The following is a 20,038-nucleotide window of genomic DNA, read 5'->3' on the forward strand; positions in this document are numbered from 1 at the left end:
GATGGGAACAACATTGAGGAATCAGCCCACGGTGTTAGAATATTGACCCATAATTTCCACCGGACATTGCCGGCTATCGGCATCTTTATTAAACGTAAGGCCAATTCATGAAAATCAAAACTCGCTTCGCGCCAAGCCCAACCGGCTATCTGCACGTTGGCGGTGCGCGTACTGCTCTCTATTCCTGGCTTTTTGCCCGTAACCACGGCGGTGAGTTTGTGCTGCGTATTGAAGACACCGATCTCGAACGCTCCACCCCGGAAGCAATTGAAGCCATCATGGATGGCATGAACTGGCTGAATCTGCAATGGGACGAAGGCCCCTATTTCCAGACCAAACGTTTCGATCGTTATAACAACGTAATCGATGAGATGCTGGAAGCCGGTACCGCTTACAAATGCTATTGCTCGAAAGAACGTCTGGAAGCGCTGCGCGAAGAGCAGATGGCGAAGGGTGAGAAGCCGCGTTACGATGGCCGCTGCCGCCATAGCCACGAGCACCATGCTGATGATGAGCCGTGCGTCGTGCGTTTCGCCAACCCGCAGGAAGGTTCGGTTATTTTTGACGATCAGATCCGCGGACCTATCGAGTTCAGCAACCAGGAACTGGACGATCTGATCATTCGCCGTACCGATGGTTCCCCGACCTATAACTTCTGCGTGGTGGTAGATGACTGGGATATGGCGATCACTCACGTGATCCGCGGCGAAGATCATATCAACAACACGCCGCGCCAGATCAACATCCTCAAAGCGCTGAATGCGCCGGTGCCGGTTTATGCGCACGTGTCGATGATCAACGGCGATGACGGTAAAAAACTTTCCAAGCGCCACGGCGCAGTGAGCGTGATGCAGTATCGCGACGACGGCTACCTGCCGGAAGCGCTACTCAACTATCTGGTGCGCCTGGGCTGGTCTCATGGCGATCAGGAGATTTTCACTCGCGAAGAGATGATTGAGTTCTTCTCGCTGGGTGCGGTGAGCAAATCCGCCAGTGCCTTTAACACCGATAAACTGCTGTGGTTAAACCATCACTATATCAATACCCTGCCGGCGGAGTATGTGGCAACGCATCTGCAGTGGCATATCGAGCAGGAAAATATCGACACTCGCAACGGCCCGCAGCTGGCTGAGCTGGTGAAACTGCTGGGCGAGCGTTGCAAGACGCTGAAAGAGATGGCCCAGAGCTGCCGCTACTTCTATGAAGAGTTCGCTGAATTCGATGCCGACGCCGCGAAAAAACATCTGCGTCCAGTGGCGCGTCAGCCGCTGGAAGTGGTTCGCGATAAGCTGGCGGCGATTAGCGACTGGACGGCGGAAAACGTCCATCACGCGATTCAGGCAACTGCTGATGAGCTGGAGGTGGGGATGGGTAAAGTCGGTATGCCGCTGCGCGTGGCGGTTACCGGGGCAGGGCAATCTCCTGCGCTAGACGTTACTGTCCATGCCATCGGTAAATCCCGTAGCGTAGATCGTATCAATAAAGCGCTGGCTTTTATCGCTGAACGCGAAGGCCAGGCGTCCTGACGGCGACGCAGCTGAAACAACGGCAGGTTACCCTGCCGTTTTTTTTGTCTGTTATTCCGGACTGGCGATGCCGAGGCGGGCAAGAAAACCGCTAATCCCTTCCCGGGCCAGCAGATCGCGGAGCTGCAGCTGTTCTGCCGGAGTCATCAGCTGTAGGGTTTCCGTGATTTGCCGCCAGATCGCGTCTGCCTCATTGACCAGGTATGCACCTGGCGATTCCGCGAGATGATTGTCGGTAAGCAGATGGCGTCTGGCAGGGATGTTGGTCAGAAACTCGCGTACCGGTTGGTCGATAACCACCAGTCTCGCTCGCCCCCCTTTAACGCCGGGTATTGCTTCGGTGCGCCATTGTTTCTCGCGAACCCAGCGATTGATCGTTTGTCTGGCCAGCCCCAGGCAGTCGGCAAGCTCTGCGGGCGTCATTTTATCTTTCAGTTTCATCATGGTTTACCGATCGCGGATCCCTAACCGAAGCAGTAACCCGGTGATCCCCTCGCGCAGCAACAAAGACATAAGCTGCTTCTGCTCGCTGGGGGTGAGTTCTTTACTGAGGGTCAGCAGCAGCGATTCCAGATCGCTATCATGGGGAGAATAGATGCCGGGCGTCTCCGCCACCCGCTGGGCGCTGCGGATAAACTCCCTGACTTGCTCATTGACATGGACCAGGCGCGCTTTGCCGCCCTGGACGCCAGGTCGCGGAGAGGTTTGCCAGCCTTCTTTCCGCACCCACTTATTGATAGTTTGCCGACTGTAGCCGGTTAGATGGGCAATTTCTTCAGGTGTCATTCGTTCCTTGAGCATACTATTTCCTGAGTAAATGTATGGGAATTAGCTGCCCATGTTATAGCATCCTTTTACGTGAAAAGGTGACCTGTTTAACTTCTGACTGCGATAAGGCTCGCAATGTCAGCAAGTTGCCTGCTTTTTCAGCGATTGAATCGGGAAGGATAATTTTGCTGTTGACACCTGAGCGAGGAATTCATATTATGCCGCCCGTCAACACGACACGCTTTACGTTACGGGGCTATAGCTCAGCTGGGAGAGCGCTTGCATGGCATGCAAGAGGTCAGCGGTTCGATCCCGCTTAGCTCCACCAAATTCTGCACCCAGCGGATTTGGTTCGTAAAGAAGTCCTGTGGGGCTATAGCTCAGCTGGGAGAGCGCTTGCATGGCATGCAAGAGGTCAGCGGTTCGATCCCGCTTAGCTCCACCAAAATTCAGAACCCTCGCTTCGGCGGGGGTTTTTGTTTTTAGCGGGTTTCATGTAAAGCACTTTCTGGTTACGTCAGTTAATCTCCAGCAATTAAAATCGAAAGTAATTTCAGACTTTTTCCTGATAATTCGCCTTGCCTGCCCTAAATAAGCAACATAACATTTCCCCCATTAAACGTGATGAGGTTTCTGGAGTTTTAATTAACAATAATGCTTGATAAAATTAACATTAATATCAAAAAAACTCTATTGGCCTTTATCATTTGTTTAGTCGCTATTCCGCTGGCTCGTTTTATTTCACCGCAAACGATAATTGACGGCAACCTTATTTATATTGCCTGGCTGCCAATCAGCGTGATGTTTTCTGTTATTTTTATCTTTGGCCGCTATGCAATTGCGCCATTAATTCTCGCGTTTGCCATCACCAATAGTTTTCTCATTAAATTAACGCTGCCGCAGGCGTTTATCTTACTTTTTTGTCAACTGTTCGCCGTGTTTGTCTCCTGCGCTATTCTGCGACTGTTGGTGGGGAAGCGCTGGCGCTGCGGTCCAACGGCAAAACATATGGGGGCGCGGATCTTCTGGGGCGGCTTCTTCGCGCCGGTGCTCCTGAAAATCACCATGTATCTCGCCGGACAATATTTTGCGTTTCCATTAGCTATTACCAGTTACTTTGGTAGTATGCCGTTGATTTATACTGTAATAGATATCCAAAGTTTAATCAGTGCGGCATTAATTTTTACGACGTTTCTTTATTATCCAATGCGGATGATTATCAGTCCGCGCTACGCCCGACGTTTCTGGCAGCAGGAATGTTTACCGTGGCTGGCACCGCAATATCGCTCCTTTACCCTATATTGGTTTATCGCGTTGGCGGTGATATTAACGCTATTGTGTGCGCCGTATCAGTCTGAATTTATTGCCGGTTATTTAGTTCCGGTTATTTTTATTGTCTACTTTATCGGTATCAGTCGAATAGGCCATGCGCTATTGCGTATTTCATGGTCTGTCTCGGCCTTTTTGCTGGTGGTATATAACAAAAACTTTCTCCAGGGGGTGCAAAGCGAGTATTCACTCTCCTTTGTGCTGTCGGTTCTGATCTCCTTTACTATCTGTTTGTTTTATATGGCCGACATCTATGCCCGCAGCGACCGCAACAAACGCCGCTGGCGTAGCCAGGCGGAAGAGGATCCGCTGACCGGCTTGCCTAACCTGCGCGCGCTGGAGAGCCATTTACAGAGCTGTCCTCAGCAGGCTATCTGCAGCCTGCGTATTGATAATCTCGACTTTCTCAGTCGGCATTATGGTCTGATGATGGGGGTGGACTGTAAACGGCAGATTATTCGGGCGCTGCAACCGCTGTTGGGAGCGGCGGATAAAGTCTTCCAGGTACCGGGCAGCGAACTGATCCTCGTGCTTGATGGACCGGAGCCGTCGTCCCGCTTGAACCATATGGTCGCGGTCCTCAACCACAAAAAGTTCAGCTGGCACAATCAGCCGCTGGATTTGGAGTTTGGCGCGGCCTGGGGCCGCGATGACGGCCAGGGTGAGGGACTTTACCAGATGCTGGGCCAGCTAAGCTGGCTTTCCGAACAGGCGGGCAGTGAACGTCGGGTGCTGGCGCTGGACGAGGAGCAGGATCTGGTGGTGGATCAAACTACCGAGCAGGTGCGCCTCCTTATGCGCGTCAAGCAAGTGCTCAAAGATCGCGCGCTGATGCTCTATGCGCAACCGATTCAGAATCCGGAGGGGGAGGGTTATCATGAGATCCTCACGCGCATGCGCTGTGGCGATAGCGTCATTATGCCCGACCGATTCATTCCGCTGATTGTGCAGTTTAACCTCAGCCAACGTTTTGACATGCTGGTGCTGGAGACCTTGTTCAGTATGCTCCATAAGCATCCCGGCCAGCGCTTCTCGGTCAACCTGCTGCCTGCAACTCTGATGCAAAAGAACAGCGCAGGGCAGATTATCGCGCTGTTTCAACGCTATAGCGTCTCGCCAGAACTTATAACTATTGAGGTGACCGAAGAGCAGGCCTTCTCTAATGCGGACACCAGTCGGCAAAATCTTGAAGCGTTGCGCGCGTTTGGCTGCGCCATCGCTATTGATGACTTTGGCACCGGCTATGCGAACTATGAACGTCTGAAACATTTACAGGCCGATATCATTAAGATTGACGGCTGCTTCGTCCGCGACATCCTCACGGACCCGCTGGACGCCATCATGGTGAAATCGATTGTCGAGATGGCGCGGGCGAAACAGATGAGCGTGGTGGCGGAATATGTCGAAAGCGAACCGCAAAAAGCGCGCTTGCTGGAGCTGGGCGTGAATTATCTGCAGGGTTATCTGATCGGTAAACCACAGCCGCTGGGTGAATGACGGGCAAAAAAAAGCCGGGCATTGCCCGGCTCAGATGACTGACGTCTGTTACAGAACCAGCGCCGCAATCGAGGCGGACAACACGCTAACCAGCGTGGAGCCGTACACCAGCTTCAGACCGAAGCGAGAAACTACGTTGCCCTGTTCTTCGTTCAGACCTTTGATCGCCCCGGCAATAATGCCGATAGATGAGAAGTTGGCGAAGGAGACCAGGAAGATAGAGATAATGCCTTCCGCGCGCGGGGAGAGCGTCGAGGCAATTTTCTGCAGATCCATCATGGCGACGAATTCATTGGAGACCAGTTTGGTAGCCATAATACTGCCCACCTGCAGCGCTTCGCTTGCCGGCACACCCATCACCCAGGCAACCGGGTAGAAGATATAGCCGAGGATACCCTGGAAGGAAATGCTATAGCCGAACCAACCGGTCACGGTGGCGAACAGGGCATTCAGCGCCGAGATCAGCGCGATGAAGCCGATCAACATCGCCGCCACGATAATCGCGACTTTAAAACCTGCCAGAATATACTCGCCCAGCATCTCGAAGAAGCTCTGACCTTCGTGCAGATTCGACATCTGCAGATTTTCTTCGCTCTCTTCCACGCGGTAAGGGTTAATTAATGACAGAACGATAAAGGTGCTGAACATGTTGAGCACCAGCGCCGCAACGACATACTTTGGCTGCAGCATGGTCATGTAAGCGCCTACGATGGACATGGACACGGTGGACATCGCCGTCGCCGCCATGGTGTACATGCGGTTGCGCGACATTTTGCCGAGAATATCTTTATACGCGATAAAGTTTTCCGACTGGCCGAGGATCAACGAGCTCACGGCGTTGAAGGACTCCAGCTTGCCCATGCCGTTAACTTTCGACAGGACGGTACCGATCGCGCGAATGACAATCGGCAGGATACGAATATGCTGCAAAATGCCGATCAAAGCCGAAATGAAGACGATAGGGCACAAAACTTTGAGGAAGAAGAAGGCCAGGCCTTTATCGTTCATGCCGCCGAACACGAAGTTTGTCCCTTCGTTGGCAAACCCGAGGAGTTTTTCAAACATCTCGGAAAATCCTTTCACAAAACCCAGACCAATATCGGAGTTGAGGAAGAACCAGGCCAGCAGGACTTCAATGACAAGCAGTTGAACAACATAACGAATACGGATCTTTTGGCGGTCATGGCTGACCAACAGGGCCAGTATAGCCACCACAACGATCGCGAGGACAAAATGCAAGACGCGGTCCATAGTTGCTCCAAATATGAGGCAGGTTAAATTTCCGTGCACATTCTATGCAACGGCTTTAAAGAAAACGAGATCAATTGCACACTATTGCAAGGAACTGTGACCAATGGCAAAAATAGTGATCCAACATCCACTTTTGTTATGTTACGTAAAGGTTTTAAAAGTTGCATTCTTGTACTACTCTTAATAGCGGGCTGGATCTCGTTTTCTGACGCCCGTATTCCATTTCCGGCCAGCTATTGTTCCCTTCTATCACAGCAATCATTATCTCCATTCTAAATGAACTTGATAATCATTCGCATTTTGATAGCATGAAACATAGCAAAGGCTATATTTCCAGAGGCAGATGATGACTAGCAGTCGCGTTGAGAATAGCAGTAGTCGCGCCGCGCGCAAGGTGAAGCTCGCCTTAATGGGCCCGGCTTTCGTCGCTGCCATTGGCTATATCGATCCGGGTAATTTCGCCACTAACATTCAGGCCGGCGCCAGCTTTGGCTACCAGCTGCTGTGGGTCGTGGTGTGGGCTAACCTGATGGCGATGCTGATCCAGGTGCTTTCTGCCAAACTGGGCATTGCCACCGGCAAAAACCTGGCCGAGCAGATCCGCGACCATTACCCGCGTCCTGTTGTCTGGTTTTACTGGGTACAGGCGGAAATTATCGCTATGGCCACCGATCTGGCTGAATTTATCGGCGCCGCAATTGGTTTTAAGCTGGTACTCGGCGTATCGCTTCTGCAGGGGGCGGTGCTGACCGGGGTGGCGACTTTTCTGATCCTGATGCTGCAGCGGCGCGGGCAAAAACCACTGGAGAAGGTGATCGGTGGATTGTTGCTGTTTGTCGCCGTGGCCTATGTCGTGGAGTTGATCTTTTCCCAGCCCGCGCTGGCTCCTCTGACGAAAGGGCTGGTGATCCCCACGCTGCCCAACGGGGAGGCGGTATTCTTAGCCGCCGGGGTACTGGGTGCGACAATCATGCCGCACGTTATCTACTTACATTCCTCGCTTACCCAGCATCTGCATGGCGGAACGCGAAAAGAACGCTATAACGCGACCCGCTGGGATGTGGCGATCGCTATGACCATTGCCGGGTTCGTCAATCTGGCGATGATGGCGACCGCTGCGGCGGCATTCCACTTTAATGGCCATACCGGCGTCGCCGATCTCGATCAGGCCTACATGACGCTGGAGCCGCTGCTGAGCCACGCGGCGGCGACCATCTTTGGCCTCAGCCTGATTGCCGCCGGTTTATCGTCGACCGTGGTGGGCACTCTGGCAGGTCAGGTCGTTATGCAGGGGTTTATCCGCTTTCATATTCCGCTGTGGTTTCGCCGGACGATCACCATGCTGCCGTCGTTTGTCGTCATTCTGCTGGGGCTGGATCCTACGCGCATCCTGGTAATGAGTCAGGTGTTGCTCAGCTTTGGCATTGCGCTTGCCCTGGTGCCGCTGCTGATATTTACCAGCAATGCGAAGCTGATGGGGGACCTGGTGAATACCCGTTGGGTGAGAGGCATCGGCTGGGCGATAGTCGCTATTGTGGTGAGCCTGAACGGCTGGTTAATAGTGGGGTCGCTGCTCGGGGTGGATTAATTGATTCCTGATGCTGAATAAAGTAAAGGGGAGCCGATGGGCTCCCCTTTTCGTTTGTTAGTGATGGCCATGTCCATGACCGTGACCGCGTCCACCCGGGCCGCGTCCCCAGCCGCCGCGGTGGTCATCGCGGTCGTTCCAGCCAGCACGATAGCCGCGCTCCCAGGCTTTATCTCTGCCTTTGTACCAGCCTTTGTGCCAGCCGTTGTCATGACGATGCCAACGGTTATCACGCCATTCATAGTGACGACGCCAGTAATCACGGTCGCGCCAGCTGCCACCGTCCCAGTAGTTACCGTAATTGTCACGATCGCCTATTTGTAATTTTACCGACGGCAGCAGGGTGATTTCACCAGCGTTAGCGACCAGTGGCCCTGCGGCCAGCAGTACTGCTGCCAGAATCAGTGACCTGAACATACTCTTCTCCTTCACGATCGGGGCCGTAAGCGGCCTGTTAACCTGATATTACGGGCCGGTAAAGACCCGCCGCATCGGACGAACTCCGAAAGCGCAGGAAAGAGCACTTTTTGCTAAAGTAACATTTGCTTTACAGCGCAAGGATGGCGTCGATGGCCGCGCACTCCTCGGTGGTGAAATGGCGATTCTGCAGCATGCCGACGGCATCATCCAGTTGCGCGGTTTTGCTGGCGCCGATCAGCACCGAGGTGACTTTCTCTTCGCGCAACACCCAGGCCAGCGCCATCTGCGACAGCTTCTGCCCACGCGCTTCCGCCTGCCTGTTAAGCTGACGAATTTTTTCTAATCGGGCAGGAGTCAGTTGCTCCGGCTGCAGAAAACGACTGCTGCTGGCGGCGCGCGAGTCGGCCGGAATGCCGTTGAGATAGCGGTCGGTAAGTTGCCCACCGGCCAGCGGTGAAAACGCTATGCTTCCAATCCCTTCCGTCTGCAGAAAATCCAGCAATCCTTCTTCCACGCCGCGTTCGAACATCGAGTAGCGAGGCTGGTGAATGATGCAGGGGGTGCCGAGGTCGTTAAGGATCTTCACCGCCTCCCGCGCCTGGGCCAGAGGATAGTTGGAGATCCCGACATATAGCGCTTTACCCTGACGAACCAGATGATCGAGCGCACGCATCGTTTCCATCAGCGGCGTCTGTGGATCAGGCCGGTGATGGTAAAAAATATCGACGTATTCCAGCCCCATGCGTTTAAGGCTCTGGTTAAGACTGGCTACCAGATATTTTCGCGATCCCCAGTCGCCGTAAGGGCCGTCCCACATCGTGTAACCTGCTTTAGTGGAGATGATTAACTCATCGCGATAAGGCAGGAGCGACTCTTTCAGGATGCGGCCAAAGTTGCTTTCCGCCGAGCCCGGCGGCGGGCCATAGTTGTTGGCCAAATCGAAATGGGTTATACCGAGGTCAAAAGCGTGCAGGAGCATCTGCCGGCTGGTTTCCACTCGCGTTTCATCGCCAAAGTTATGCCACAGGCCAAGGGAAATAGCCGGTAGCTGCAGACCGCTGCGGCCGCAGCGCGGTACTCCATCGTTTGATATCGCGTGGTGCTTGCCTGGTAAACCATTCTTCCTCCGCCGACAAAACAGGATGTGTATACGTTTACACTAAACAATGTTCTGCGTGGAGTACACTGCTTTTTCTGCGTAATTATTGCTTTACACTGCCATTATCAGCTCCCATCTGGACAGGCGGATCGCTTATTCAATACTCAAATTACACCTGCACCAAAATGAGGATAATGGATATGCAACCGACCTACACTATTGGGGATTATCTGCTGGATCGCCTTGTCGACTGCGGTATTGATCGCTTGTTCGGCGTGCCGGGAGATTACAACTTACAGTTTCTCGATCGCGTCATCGCGCACAGCGCCTTGGGGTGGGTCGGCTGCGCCAACGAGCTGAATGCGGCATATGCCGCTGACGGCTATGCGCGCATCAAAGGGGCCGGTGCGCTGCTGACCACTTACGGCGTCGGCGAATTGAGCGCGCTGAACGGCATTGCGGGTAGCTATGCGGAACATATTCCGGTATTGCATATCGTCGGTGCGCCCTCTACCGGCGCCCAGCAGCGCGGCGAACTGCTGCACCATACCCTCGGCGATGGCGATTTTCGCCATTTCGCCCGTATGAGCGAGCATATCACCTGTAGCCAAGCGCTGCTGACCGCCGGCAACGCCTGCCATGAAATCGACCGTGTGCTGCGCGATATGTTGACGCATCATCGCCCCGGCTATTTGATGCTGCCAGCCGATGTCGCCAGAGCGGCAGCGATTGCCCCAGCCCAGCGCTTGCTGGTGGAGCCCGCTCCGGCGGATGAAAACCAGCTTGCCGGGTTCTGCGAACATGCCAGCCGCCTGCTGCGGGGCAGCCGACGCATTTCCCTGCTGGCGGACTTCCTGGCGCAACGTTATGGCCTGCAGAAGACGCTCCGGGAGTGGGTGGCGAAAACGCCTGTCGCCCATGCGACGATGCTCATGGGCAAGGGATTGTTTGATGAGCAGCAGAGCGGGTTTGTCGGCACCTACAGCGGGATTGCCAGCGCGCCGCAGACCCGGGAGGCGATTGAAAACGCCGACACCATCATCTGCATTGGCACGCGCTTCACCGACACCATCACCGCAGGATTTACCCAACATCTGGCGCGGGAAAAGACTATTGAGATCCAGCCCTTCGCCGTCAGGGTGGGCGATCACTGGTTCAGCGGGGTGCCGATGGATAAGGCTTTGGCCGCGCTGATGACGCTTTCCGCCCCGCTGGCGGCGGAGTGGGCTATGCCTCAGGTCGTGGCGCCGGAGGCTGAGGAGGGCGCTGAAGGCGAGTTGACCCAGAAAAATTTCTGGGCGACGGTGCAGGGCGCCCTGCGTCCGGGGGATATTATTCTCGCCGATCAGGGGACGGCCGCCTTTGGTATTGCGGCGCTGAAGCTGCCCTCTGAAGCATCGCTGATCGTCCAGCCGCTGTGGGGCTCGATTGGTTTTACTCTCCCGGCCGCCTATGGCGCACAAACCGCGGCGGCGGAGCGGCGGGTGGTGCTAATTGTCGGCGATGGCGCGGCCCAACTGACCATTCAGGAGATGGGCTCCATGCTGCGTGATAAGCAAAAGCCGCTTATTCTGCTGCTGAATAACGAAGGGTATACCGTGGAACGGGCGATTCATGGTCCAGAGCAGCGCTACAATGACATCGCTCTGTGGGACTGGCAGCGGCTGCCGGAAGCCTTCGCCCCTGACGTTGCTTCGCGCTGCCGGCGGGTCACTCAGACGTCTGAACTGCGGGAGGCTATGACGGAGAGCATCACCTCAGATACCCTCACCCTGGTAGAAGTGATGCTGCCGAAAATGGATATCCCCGATTTCCTGCGCGCGGTGACGCAGGCCCTTGAGGAGCGAAACAGCCGCGTTTAATCGGTATGCCGTTTGGCAATCATCAACGGTCTCCCGGCCAGCAACAGCCAGGCCGGGAGCATCACCATACACAACAGCGGCAGCAGAGTCGTATCCGGGACCACCACGGCGGCCATAAACAGGCTCAACCAGCCGTCGCGAGTGACGACCAGCACCATGCCGAGGATCGCGCAGGAAACGGTGATTGCCGCCGGCACTGCGTCAACATGAGCATGCAGCATCAGCCCCAGCGCTACCCCGACGAACACCGCCGGGAAAATTCGCCCGCCGCGAAAGCCGCTGGCTGAGGCAAGAACCAGGGCCGCCAGTTTGACCAGCGCGATAAGCAGAAAATCCGCGGCGGTTAGCGTCTGGCTGAAGGCCAGCTGCTGCATCTCATCCAGCCCTTTAAATAGCGTTAAGGGCCCGCCTATCGTCCCCACGATCCCCAGCAGCAGCCCGCCGATGCCGAGGGTCAGGATTGGATTTTTCAACCGATGCATCATGGCATGCAGTCGCGGCAGACACCAGACGGCCACCATGCCGACGGCGATAGCGATCAGGGCGACGATAATGCCGCTGAGAATATCAACGAAGCGCATCTGACCATAGTGCGGGACCGGCAGTGAAAAATGGGGATGGAAAAACAGACCCGTCGTCAACGCGCCGGCGGCGGCGGCGAGGAGGGGAGCAAAGAGGCGATCCCACAGTGGCGTATCGTTGCTGCTATTGAGGGTTTGCGAAAAAATCAGCGCGGCGGCAACCGGGGTACCGAAGAGGGCGCCGATGGTGCCTGAGGCCGCGAGGATGGTCCAGTCCAGCGAGCTGACGCGCGGAAACAGTCGGGAGCCGACGGCGACAGCCAGCGCGATATTCACCACCATAATCGGATGCTCCGGGCCGAGGCTGACGCCGCCGGCGAGGCCGAGGATCAGTGCGGCCAGGAGTCCGGGCAGCGCGCCGGTGGCAATGGGAGCGCCGATTAACGACTCGGTCGCTGGATCCGGCCCGGCGTGCCCGGGGCTGTAACGAATGACCAGACCCACCGCGATGCCTGTCGCCGTCAGCATGGCGATGATCCACAGCGGGCTGTCGGCGCTCACCCCCAACTGCGCGGGCAGATTGCTCCACAGCACGCGCTGCAGCAGCGCGGCAACCTTCATCGCCACGATCAGGATCAGGCTGCAGGCGATACCTATCAGGATGGCCGGCACCGACAGGATCAGCATTGTTCTGGCGCGAGGATGGAGCATGGAAATGTCCTTGTAAAAGTGCTGGAGCACTACTTTGCCTTCGTCAGCGGAGACCGTCGATGCAAATGGTGCTGAAACGATAAAGTTAAGGTGACATCTGATATCCGGCGCGTCCTTTACAGGCTACCTTGCATAGATTACAAACTAAATGTGACCTGTGTCGCTAAACAAGGGGCGTCTGCGCGTTGGACGTTGTTGTTAAGCCGCCATGAATTTACAGTGTGCCAAAAGATTTATTTTGACTTTAGCGGAGCCGTAACGGAATGACAAAATTTGCTTTAGTAGGAGATGTCGGGGGGACCAACGCCCGCCTGGCGCTATGTGATCTGGCGAGTGGAGAGATCTCTCGCGCAAAGACCTATTCCGGGCTCGATTACCCCAGTCTGGAGGCAGTGGTGCGCGTCTACCTCGAGGAGCACCAGGTAACGGTCAACGAAGGTTGTATCGCCATCGCATGCCCGATTACCGGCGACTGGGTGGCGATGACCAACCATACCTGGGCTTTCTCTATCGCCGAAATGAAGCGTAACCTCGGCTTTGCCCATCTGGAGATAATTAACGATTTTACCGCTGTTTCAATGGCCATTCCGATGCTGAAAGCTGAGCACCTTATTCAGTTTGGCGGCAGTGCGCCGGTAGCGGGCAAACCGATCGCCGTTTATGGCGCCGGGACCGGGCTCGGCGTGGCGCATCTGGTCCACGTTGATAAGCGTTGGGTCAGCCTGCCGGGCGAAGGCGGTCATGTTGATTTTGCCCCGAACAGCGAAGAAGAAGGGATCATTCTGGAAGAGCTACGCGCCGAGCTGGGGCATGTTTCCGCAGAACGCGTGCTCTCAGGTCCCGGGCTGGTCAACCTGTATCGCGCGATTGTCAAATCGGACGGCCGACTGCCGGAGAACCTGCAGCCGCGTGAGGTGACCGAGCGAGCGCTGGCGGATAGCTGCACTGACTGTCGTCGGGCGCTGTCGCTGTTCTGCGTCATTATGGGACGCTTCGGCGGTAACCTGGCGCTGACCCTCGGGACGTTTGGCGGGGTGTATATCGCCGGCGGCATCGTGCCGCGCTTCCTGGAGTTCTTTAAAGCCTCTGGTTTCCGCGGCGGTTTTGAAGACAAAGGCCGTTTTAAAGCTTATGTTCAGGATATCCCGGTTTACCTGATTGTGCATGATAACCCAGGCCTGCTGGGCTCCGGCGCGCATCTGCGTCAGACGCTGGGCCAGGTGCTTTAAGCATTCTTCTCCCGGGCTACCGTCGTAGCCCGGATGGCGGTGCTTTCCGCTCTCTACAGATTCATCAGCTGGCGAAACTCTTTCACTTTACTGCGACTGACCGGAACCTGAAACTCCAGGTCACGCAGGCGCAGCACATAGGTGTTGTTGAACCACGGCTCAATTTCCCGAATTTTGCTGAGATTTACGCAATACGAGCGGTGGCAGCGGAAGAAATGCGCGGTGGGCAGTTTGCTGCAGAATTCAGTAATGTTCATCGGCATGACGAATGACTCCCGGCGGGTATAGACGAATGTCATCTTTTCATGCGCCTCGGCATAATAAATATCATGAATACTGGTGACGATGATCCGCTCATCTTTGATCAGATTGATGGTGTCGTTTTCCCGTGGCGCCGCGCTGGCTAATCCTGAAGCAGCGTTATTTTGCTGCTGCCAGGCGGTGGTCAGCTTTTGCAGCATATTGATGATGCGCGACTCCTGGTAAGGTTTCAGGATGTAGTCAAATGCTTCCAGCTCAAAGGCTTCCACCGCATGTTCTTTCCACGCGGTGATAAAGACGATAAAAGGTTTATGGGCAAACTGGCTGATGTTTTGCGCCAGCAGAACCCCGTCGAGCGACGGAATATTGATATCGAGAAAGATGGCGTCGACCTTGTTGTGCTGGAGAAATTTCAGCACGTCCAGGCCGTCGTCAAAGCTGCCGACGATCTCCATCTGGCTATGGGTGTTAATAAGCCAGGAGAGCTCCTGCTGGGCCAGAAACTCATCCTCCACAATGATAACTTTCATCTTTTCTCCGCTCATGACAACAGCGACTCCGTCAGCGCCTGCGGCGTAGAGTTATTGGGGACATAAAAGGCGATTTCGGTTCCCGGCGTCAGATTGCGGATATGCAAACCCTCGCCGTAGAGAAGTTTCACCCGATGATGCACATTGAGCAGGCCGATTTTGTTACCCGGCATCTCATCGGCTTCCACGCGGGCGACCACGGCGGGATCGATACCGTTGCCCGTATCGCGAACGCTGATGCGTACCCGATTTCCGCACTCGTTAATGCCGATCGTCACCACGCCTTTGCCTTTACAGGGTTGAATACCGTGAACAATGGCATTTTCCACCAGCGGCTGGATAAGCAGGCTCGGGATCACGCAGCTGACGTCGTCGTCAATATCGTAGATGACCGTCAGCTTGTCGCCGAATCGCGCCTGTTCAATAGCGATATAATCTTTGATCTGATACAGCTCTCGTTTGATATCAATCTGCTCATCGTCTTTTAATTCGATGTTATAGCGCAGGTAGCGCGACAGATTAAAAATGAGCTGGCGCGCGGTGTCCGGATTAAGGCGAATCGAGGAGGAGATCGCGTTCAGCGCATTAAATAAAAAATGCGGGTTAATTTTGCTTTGCAGGGCGCGCAGCTCCGCTTTGTTGGCCATCTCCCGCAGCTGTTCGGCGCGGGAGACTTCCAGCTGGGTGGAGATTATTTGCGACAGGCCAATCGCCATCTCCTGCAGCGTCGAAGTGATGCGATGGGCGTGGCAGTAATAGATTTTTAGCGTGCCGGTCACCACCCCTTTTTCCCACAGCGGGATCACCATCAAGGAGTGGATCTCCGGGGTGCGGTGGGCTTCGTCATTGTTTTTTATGATGATTTTCCCATAACGAATCGCCTGCCGGGTGGTGGGGCTAATCATATCGTCGTGGCGTTGATAGTTGGCTTCACCGACGCCCACGTAGGCCAGTACGTGCTCGGTATTGGTGATCGCCACCGCGTCGGCGGTAATGTCGCGGCGGATAATCTCGCAAACCTGGCGCAGAGAATCGCTGTTAACGTGTCGAAACAGCGGCAGGGTTTTGTTGGCGATATCGAGCGCCAGTTTCGCCTGCCGCGCCGCGCTGGCCTCCTTTTCCCCTTCAACGCTCTGCACCAGCAGCACGATAAAGCCGATGCAGACGCTGCCGAGGATCATCGGGATACCAATTTTCGAAACAATATCTACGCCGAGACTCAGGGAAGGCGCCCAGACCACCACCAGGATCATGGTCAGAGTTTCACACATCATCCCCGCCAGAATGCCGATTTTCCACCGTTGTTCGCGGGCCACTTTACGATTAATCAACCCCGACAGCAGGCCGGCGACAATGCTGGTGATAAAGCAGGGCACCGCGGTCACGCCGTCGATATCAATCAAATAGCGGTGCACGCCGGCAATCGCCCCGACAATCGCGCCCACCCAGGGACCAAACAGGATCCCACCGGACATCACGGCGATAATGCGGACGTTCACCAGGGACCCCTCAACCGGGACGCCGGACCAGGTACTAAATAGCGCGAACAGCGAGAAAATGGCTGTCACCGCCAGCAGCTCTTTCGGAGTATGGGCCGACTTATGCAACAGTTCGCGGAACAGGCGCAGGCGAATAAGGAAAAAGAGGCAAATAAGCATCAGGGCCGCACGATCATAGACCGCCAGCATCATAGTAAAGATTTCGTGCATGGGTGCGCCGCGTCAGTGGCCAGAAAGGGACATGATAAAAAACCTGACGGCAGAAGACCAGCCGTGGAACCATAAAGCGGAAAAGTCGCACTTTTTAAAGGGGATTAATTAAAAAGCATCGCGATAGCGGCGGTCTTCGCCATTAACGATAATATTCTGTGTTAAGAAAGATATCAGTGTGTTACCACTTTTATACAACCCGGGATTATTCCGCCAATGAACTGCCGCATTTAGCGCAGTCGATACCCGTTTTATATGCCAGGGAATATTTTTTAACGGGCCTCTCGACAACATGAATTTTTTCAGGTTATTTTCTAAACGAGCCGCAACAGCGGCAGCGTCGCTCGGACGGTCCGGGCGCTAACGTTAATTAGAGGAACCTATGGCTGAATCCAGTCCTGAACGCCGTTTTACGCGTATCGATCGTCTCCCTCCGTACGTTTTTAACATTACTGCTGAACTGAAAATGGCTGCGCGTCGGCGCGGCGAAGATATTATCGATTTCAGTATGGGTAATCCCGATGGCGCGACGCCGCCGCATATCGTGGAAAAACTCTGCACCGTTGCTCAACGGCCTGACACCCATGGTTACTCTACCTCGCGGGGGATCCCGCGCCTGCGTCGCGCCATTTCACGCTGGTATGAAGAACGCTATAACGTCGATATCGATCCGGAATCGGAAGCGATCGTCACCATTGGTTCGAAAGAGGGGCTGGCGCACCTGATGCTGGCGACGCTGGATCATGGCGACACCGTACTGGTGCCGAACCCCAGCTATCCGATTCATATCTATGGCGCGGTGATTGCCGGGGCGCAGGTGCGCTCAGTGCCGCTGGTGGAAGGGGTGGATTTCTTTAACGAGCTGGAACGCGCCATCCGCGAGAGCTATCCGAAGCCGAAGATGATGATCCTTGGCTTTCCCTCAAATCCGACCGCGCAGTGCGTCGAACTGGATTTCTTTGAAAAGGTTGTCGCTCTGGCGAAGCAGTATGACATTCTGGTCGTCCACGATCTGGCCTATGCCGATATCGTGTATGACGGCTGGAAAGCGCCCTCCATCATGCAGGTGCCCGGCGCGCGAGATGTCGCCGTCGAGTTCTTTACCCTGTCGAAAAGCTATAACATGGCCGGCTGGCGCATTGGCTTTATGGTGGGTAATAAGACTTTGGTGAATGCCCTCGCTCGTATCAAAAGCTATCATGACTACGGGACTTTTACTCCGCTGCAGGTGGCGGCGATAGCTGCGCTGGAGGGCGATCAGCAGTGCGTGCGCGATATTGCCGAACAGTATAAGCGCCGTCGCGATGTGCTGGTCAAAGGGCTTCATGAGGCCGGCTGGATGGTGGAGTGTCCGAAAGCGTCTATGTACGTGTGGGCGAAAATACCGGAACCTTACGCCGCCATGGGGTCGCTGGAGTTTGCGAAAAAGCTGCTTAATGAAGCGAAGGTTTGCGTCTCGCCGGGGATTGGCTTTGGCGACTATGGTGATACCCACGTCCGCTTCGCCCTGATCGAGAACCGGGACCGTACGCGCCAGGCGATCCGCGGTATCAAGGCGATGTTCCGCGCGGATGGTCTGCTGGCCTCCGCGAGCTAGCGCTGCGGGCAGCACGGCAAAATAAAAACGGGAGCCAGTGGGCTCCCGTTTTTTTTGACACCGCTGCAGTCTAGATCATCAGGGCAAAAGTACCGGCCCAAACGATGACCATAAAAGAGAGGCCCATAAAGAAGTATTTCACGACTCATCACTCCACGCGCTTGTGCGACGTTCAAATGAATTAATTGTTCTGTTTTTCAAGGGCTGTCGCCAGTGTAACTTCACCCTGCAGCAGCCCGTAATTCTGTGCGTTTAGTGCTCCAGATGGCGCTAATGTACGCCTAAAAAATCAGGGAAACAAGAGGCATTTTTTTATTAATTTTTAGTTACTTACGAGTGTCGTGATTCGGCGACACATTAATTTCACAGGGTAATAAATTTAGCGCCAGCGACGCGAAGGAAACGGGTTTTAGCGATGGGGCGGGCCGAGAAGGCCAACGAGAGCGCGCGGCATTATCTTTGCCACGCGCCGCCGTCGGTTCAGGGCAGGTCTGAGGCGCGCTGTCGCCACTCGGCCGGGTAGTGTGCCGGGATAAAGCGCAGCGTCAGCGCCATGAGTAGCAGGACGCAGATCGCATGCCAGGACCAGTCAAGCGTGTAGTTCCCGCTCAGGCTACGCAGCAGGCCGGAAAGCCAGGGCGACAGACCGGCGATGATAAATCCGATCCCCTGCATAAAGGCTACCAGCCTGCCGGCCACCGCCGGTTGTCCGGCGTGATCCAGCGCCAGCACCAGGCACAGAGGAAACGCCCCGCCCAACCCCACGCCGCAGGCAATGGCCCACAGCGCAGAGAAATGCTCTGGCAGCCAGATAAAGCCGCAGAAGCCAATCAGCTGTAGCGCCAGCGCTAGCAGAAGAAGCTGGCGCCGATCCTCCTGGCGAGCCAGCGCCGGGAGCAGCAGCGCGCCGGCGGTTTGCCCGACGGTCAGCAGCGCCAGCAGCGAACCGCTGTACTGGGCGCTATCGCCTAGCTGGATGTAGTAAGGAGGCAGCCAGGCGATCAGGCTGGCGTAACCGGCATTGATCAGTCCGAAATAGAGTCCCAGCGTCCAGGCGCGGCGCTGGCCAATAATCGCGACCCGGGGGGAAGCGCTGGTCTGATGCGGTGCGCGAGGCAATTGCCGACAAATCGCCAGCCAGCTGAACAGAGCCAGGAGCGCAGGGAGCGCCCACCAGGCTAGCGCATCATGCCAGGCCGCGCTATGTGACGCCAGCCATGGGGTGAACGCGGCGCCTAACCCGCCGCCGCCCATCAGCGCCGCTGACCATAGTCCCATCACCAGCGGCGTCCGTCGGGGAAAGAGGTGCTTAATTACCGCCGGGATGGCGGCCTGAATAATGCCGATGCCAATTCCTCCGGCCAGAGCGCTGGTGAGCAGTAAGCCACTATTCGGGGCGATTTCCCGCAGCAGGGCGCCTGCCGCGATAATCAGCAGACTCAGCGCAATACTGCGCTTTTGACCGATATAGCGATCGACCCAGCCAGCGGCCAGCGCCAGCACCCCCATCGCGATCACCGGCAGCGCGGTCAGGAGTGCGGCCAGGGTATAGCTCATGCCGCTGGCTGCGCGGATGTCCGGCAGCAAAGGACCAATGGAGGTAAGCAGCGGCCGCATATTGATCCCAGTCAGTACCAGGACTGCCAACGTCAGGTTCTGTCGCAGCGCTGGTGTCATGACTGCCGTTCCGCCCAGCGCTGATAGAGTTCAGCTCCCTCCGGCTGCGGGCGATGATGGATCGGCAGCGTTTGCTGGGCCAGCGGCTGCTGCAGCTGCTGATAAATCGCGGCGGTCGAGAGCTGAAAAGGCTCCCCGTCCTGATTGCTATTGGCGAAAAACACTTCCCGCACGCCGGTTAAATAGAGCGCGCTCAGGCACATAGGGCAAGGTTGTCCGCTGGCATAGATGACGCATTCACGCAACACCGCGCTTCCCAGTCTGGCGGCAAGATCGCGAACGGCGTTCAGTTCGGCATGCGCCGTTGGGTCACCGCTCAGATGAAAGGTATTGACGCTTTCAGCGACAATCTCATCATTCCGCACCAGCACGGCGCCGAAGGGGCGCCCACCGTCAGTAATGTTTTGTTTTGCCAGCACTAATGCGCGCTGAAGATAACGATCGTGAGCGGACATAGTCACTC

18 protein-coding genes, 2 tRNA genes and 1 pseudogene are annotated in these 20,038 nt (G+C 55.7%); 9 read left to right on the plus strand and 12 right to left on the minus strand.

Annotation, left to right across the window (positions count from 1 at the left end):
- The first annotated feature begins 107 nt into the window (after window positions 1–107).
- Complete coding sequence (gene gltX, locus ACR809_RS07200; protein WP_004145598.1) at window positions 108–1,526, plus strand: glutamate--tRNA ligase; 1,419 nt, start codon at window positions 108–110, stop codon at window positions 1,524–1,526.
- A 51-nt stretch (window positions 1,527–1,577) separates the two neighbouring features.
- Here gltX and ACR809_RS07205 read toward each other — a convergent pair whose 3' ends face one another.
- Together ACR809_RS07205 and ACR809_RS07210 are read right to left on the minus strand one after the other, a co-directional pair.
- Window positions 1,578–1,970 carry a MerR family transcriptional regulator gene (locus ACR809_RS07205; RefSeq protein WP_002913435.1) on the minus strand — a complete coding sequence of 131 codons (393 nt, stop codon included), beginning with the start codon at window positions 1,968–1,970 and terminating at the stop codon, window positions 1,578–1,580.
- Window positions 1,971–1,973: 3 nt separating this feature from the next.
- Window positions 1,974–2,327: a MerR family transcriptional regulator gene (locus ACR809_RS07210; protein WP_002913434.1), complete on the minus strand. Its 354-nt coding sequence runs from the start codon at window positions 2,325–2,327 to the stop codon at window positions 1,974–1,976.
- A gap of 219 nt (window positions 2,328–2,546) precedes the next feature.
- Between ACR809_RS07210 and ACR809_RS07215 the strand changes: the two genes are divergently transcribed.
- The 3 genes from ACR809_RS07215 to ACR809_RS07225 all read left to right on the plus strand — a co-directional run bounded on the left by ACR809_RS07215 (window position 2,547) and on the right by ACR809_RS07225 (window position 5,120).
- Window positions 2,547–2,622: transfer RNA gene (locus tag ACR809_RS07215), tRNA-Ala, on the plus strand.
- Between the two features lie 41 nt (window positions 2,623–2,663).
- Window positions 2,664–2,739: transfer RNA gene (locus tag ACR809_RS07220), tRNA-Ala, on the plus strand.
- Window positions 2,740–2,948: 209 nt separating this feature from the next.
- Window positions 2,949–5,120, plus strand: a complete 2,172-nt coding sequence (locus ACR809_RS07225) for an EAL domain-containing protein (protein WP_004151096.1) — start codon at window positions 2,949–2,951, stop codon at window positions 5,118–5,120.
- Window positions 5,121–5,168: 48 nt separating this feature from the next.
- Here ACR809_RS07225 and nupC read toward each other — a convergent pair whose 3' ends face one another.
- Window positions 5,169–6,371, minus strand: coding sequence for a nucleoside permease NupC (gene nupC, locus ACR809_RS07230; RefSeq protein WP_002913423.1), 1,203 nt, complete (start codon window positions 6,369–6,371; stop codon window positions 5,169–5,171).
- 346 nt (window positions 6,372–6,717) lie between these two features.
- Between nupC and ACR809_RS07235 the strand changes: the two genes are divergently transcribed.
- The gene (locus ACR809_RS07235) at window positions 6,718–7,959 is read left to right on the plus strand and encodes an Nramp family divalent metal transporter (protein WP_004185028.1); all 1,242 of its coding nucleotides are present in this window, start codon (window positions 6,718–6,720) and stop codon (window positions 7,957–7,959) included.
- A 57-nt stretch (window positions 7,960–8,016) separates the two neighbouring features.
- Here ACR809_RS07235 and ACR809_RS07240 read toward each other — a convergent pair whose 3' ends face one another.
- Complete coding sequence (locus ACR809_RS07240) at window positions 8,017–8,376, minus strand: DUF2502 domain-containing protein (protein ID WP_002913419.1); 360 nt, start codon at window positions 8,374–8,376, stop codon at window positions 8,017–8,019.
- 130 nt (window positions 8,377–8,506) lie between these two features.
- Window positions 8,507–9,498 (minus strand): annotated as a pseudogene (locus ACR809_RS07245) (aldo/keto reductase).
- Window positions 9,499–9,678: 180 nt separating this feature from the next.
- Here ACR809_RS07245 and ACR809_RS07250 point away from each other — a divergent pair.
- Complete coding sequence (locus ACR809_RS07250) at window positions 9,679–11,340, plus strand: alpha-keto acid decarboxylase family protein (protein ID WP_122051644.1); 1,662 nt, start codon at window positions 9,679–9,681, stop codon at window positions 11,338–11,340.
- On the opposite strand, the gene ACR809_RS07255 is transcribed toward ACR809_RS07250, so the two are convergent.
- The gene (locus tag ACR809_RS07255) at window positions 11,337–12,572 is read right to left on the minus strand and encodes an ion channel protein (protein WP_094488158.1); all 1,236 of its coding nucleotides are present in this window, start codon (window positions 12,570–12,572) and stop codon (window positions 11,337–11,339) included. The two genes, ACR809_RS07250 and ACR809_RS07255, sit on opposite strands and share 4 nt — an antisense overlap.
- 263 nt (window positions 12,573–12,835) lie before the next feature.
- Between ACR809_RS07255 and glk the strand changes: the two genes are divergently transcribed.
- A complete protein-coding gene (gene glk / locus ACR809_RS07260; protein ID WP_002913377.1) occupies window positions 12,836–13,801 on the plus strand; it encodes a glucokinase in 966 nt (321 codons plus the stop codon).
- A gap of 53 nt (window positions 13,802–13,854) precedes the next feature.
- On the opposite strand, the gene ACR809_RS07265 is transcribed toward glk, so the two are convergent.
- Both ACR809_RS07265 and ACR809_RS07270 read right to left on the minus strand, forming a co-directional pair.
- Window positions 13,855–14,592, minus strand: a complete 738-nt coding sequence (locus tag ACR809_RS07265; protein ID WP_002913374.1) for a LytR/AlgR family response regulator transcription factor — start codon at window positions 14,590–14,592, stop codon at window positions 13,855–13,857.
- An 11-nt stretch (window positions 14,593–14,603) separates the two neighbouring features.
- On the minus strand, window positions 14,604–16,301 hold the full coding sequence (locus tag ACR809_RS07270; RefSeq protein ID WP_004149230.1) for a sensor histidine kinase: 1,698 nt from the start codon (window positions 16,299–16,301) through the stop codon (window positions 14,604–14,606).
- Here ACR809_RS07270 and ACR809_RS07275 point away from each other — a divergent pair.
- Window positions 16,300–16,413, plus strand: a complete 114-nt coding sequence (locus tag ACR809_RS07275; RefSeq protein ID WP_004153200.1) for a hypothetical protein — start codon at window positions 16,300–16,302, stop codon at window positions 16,411–16,413. The two genes, ACR809_RS07270 and ACR809_RS07275, sit on opposite strands and share 2 nt — an antisense overlap.
- On the opposite strand, the gene ACR809_RS07280 is transcribed toward ACR809_RS07275, so the two are convergent.
- Window positions 16,410–16,595 carry a phytanoyl-CoA dioxygenase gene (locus ACR809_RS07280; protein WP_004188912.1) on the minus strand — a complete coding sequence of 62 codons (186 nt, stop codon included), beginning with the start codon at window positions 16,593–16,595 and terminating at the stop codon, window positions 16,410–16,412. The two genes, ACR809_RS07275 and ACR809_RS07280, sit on opposite strands and share 4 nt — an antisense overlap.
- 88 nt (window positions 16,596–16,683) lie before the next feature.
- Here ACR809_RS07280 and alaC point away from each other — a divergent pair, with 88 nt between their 5' ends.
- On the plus strand, window positions 16,684–17,898 hold the full coding sequence (gene alaC / locus ACR809_RS07285; protein WP_002913372.1) for an alanine transaminase: 1,215 nt from the start codon (window positions 16,684–16,686) through the stop codon (window positions 17,896–17,898).
- Between the two features lie 70 nt (window positions 17,899–17,968).
- Here alaC and ypdK read toward each other — a convergent pair whose 3' ends face one another.
- The 3 genes from ypdK to ACR809_RS07300 form a co-directional block, all read right to left on the minus strand.
- The gene (gene ypdK, locus ACR809_RS07290) at window positions 17,969–18,040 is read right to left on the minus strand and encodes a membrane protein YpdK (protein WP_099119320.1); all 72 of its coding nucleotides are present in this window, start codon (window positions 18,038–18,040) and stop codon (window positions 17,969–17,971) included.
- Window positions 18,041–18,378: 338 nt separating this feature from the next.
- Complete coding sequence (locus ACR809_RS07295) at window positions 18,379–19,575, minus strand: CynX/NimT family MFS transporter (RefSeq protein ID WP_023286753.1); 1,197 nt, start codon at window positions 19,573–19,575, stop codon at window positions 18,379–18,381.
- Window positions 19,572–20,030 (minus strand): nucleoside deaminase, encoded by a 459-nt coding sequence (locus ACR809_RS07300; protein ID WP_116955343.1) that lies wholly within the window; start codon window positions 20,028–20,030, stop codon window positions 19,572–19,574. Before ACR809_RS07300 ends, ACR809_RS07295 begins: the two co-directional genes overlap by 4 nt.
- Window positions 20,031–20,038 lie beyond the last annotated feature (8 nt).

The sequence above is a fragment of the Klebsiella sp. CD33 genome (genome assembly GCF_051992865.1).
Classification (GTDB): domain Bacteria; phylum Pseudomonadota; class Gammaproteobacteria; order Enterobacterales; family Enterobacteriaceae; genus Klebsiella; species Klebsiella pneumoniae.

What these genes read in the sequence shown, in the direction of transcription:
- ACR809_RS07205 (WP_002913435.1), bottom strand. Translation starts at nt 1,970, where the DNA reads ATGATGAAACTGAAAGATAAAATGACGCCCGCAGAGCTTGCCGACTGC.
- ACR809_RS07300 (WP_116955343.1), bottom strand. Translation starts at nt 20,030, where the DNA reads ATGTCCGCTCACGATCGTTATCTTCAGCGCGCATTAGTGCTGGCAAAA.
- ACR809_RS07270 (WP_004149230.1), bottom strand. Translation starts at nt 16,301, where the DNA reads ATGCACGAAATCTTTACTATGATGCTGGCGGTCTATGATCGTGCGGCC.
- ACR809_RS07235 (WP_004185028.1), top strand. Translation starts at nt 6,718, where the DNA reads ATGACTAGCAGTCGCGTTGAGAATAGCAGTAGTCGCGCCGCGCGCAAG.
- ACR809_RS07280 (WP_004188912.1), bottom strand. Translation starts at nt 16,595, where the DNA reads ATGTTGTCGAGAGGCCCGTTAAAAAATATTCCCTGGCATATAAAACGG.
- ACR809_RS07225 (WP_004151096.1), top strand. Translation starts at nt 2,949, where the DNA reads ATGCTTGATAAAATTAACATTAATATCAAAAAAACTCTATTGGCCTTT.
- ACR809_RS07250 (WP_122051644.1), top strand. Translation starts at nt 9,679, where the DNA reads ATGCAACCGACCTACACTATTGGGGATTATCTGCTGGATCGCCTTGTC.
- gltX (WP_004145598.1), top strand. Translation starts at nt 108, where the DNA reads ATGAAAATCAAAACTCGCTTCGCGCCAAGCCCAACCGGCTATCTGCAC.
- glk (WP_002913377.1), top strand. Translation starts at nt 12,836, where the DNA reads ATGACAAAATTTGCTTTAGTAGGAGATGTCGGGGGGACCAACGCCCGC.
- alaC (WP_002913372.1), top strand. Translation starts at nt 16,684, where the DNA reads ATGGCTGAATCCAGTCCTGAACGCCGTTTTACGCGTATCGATCGTCTC.
- ACR809_RS07240 (WP_002913419.1), bottom strand. Translation starts at nt 8,376, where the DNA reads ATGTTCAGGTCACTGATTCTGGCAGCAGTACTGCTGGCCGCAGGGCCA.
- ACR809_RS07265 (WP_002913374.1), bottom strand. Translation starts at nt 14,592, where the DNA reads ATGAAAGTTATCATTGTGGAGGATGAGTTTCTGGCCCAGCAGGAGCTC.
- ACR809_RS07295 (WP_023286753.1), bottom strand. Translation starts at nt 19,575, where the DNA reads ATGACACCAGCGCTGCGACAGAACCTGACGTTGGCAGTCCTGGTACTG.
- ACR809_RS07255 (WP_094488158.1), bottom strand. Translation starts at nt 12,572, where the DNA reads ATGCTCCATCCTCGCGCCAGAACAATGCTGATCCTGTCGGTGCCGGCC.
- ACR809_RS07275 (WP_004153200.1), top strand. Translation starts at nt 16,300, where the DNA reads ATGGGTGCGCCGCGTCAGTGGCCAGAAAGGGACATGATAAAAAACCTG.
- ACR809_RS07210 (WP_002913434.1), bottom strand. Translation starts at nt 2,327, where the DNA reads ATGCTCAAGGAACGAATGACACCTGAAGAAATTGCCCATCTAACCGGC.
- nupC (WP_002913423.1), bottom strand. Translation starts at nt 6,371, where the DNA reads ATGGACCGCGTCTTGCATTTTGTCCTCGCGATCGTTGTGGTGGCTATA.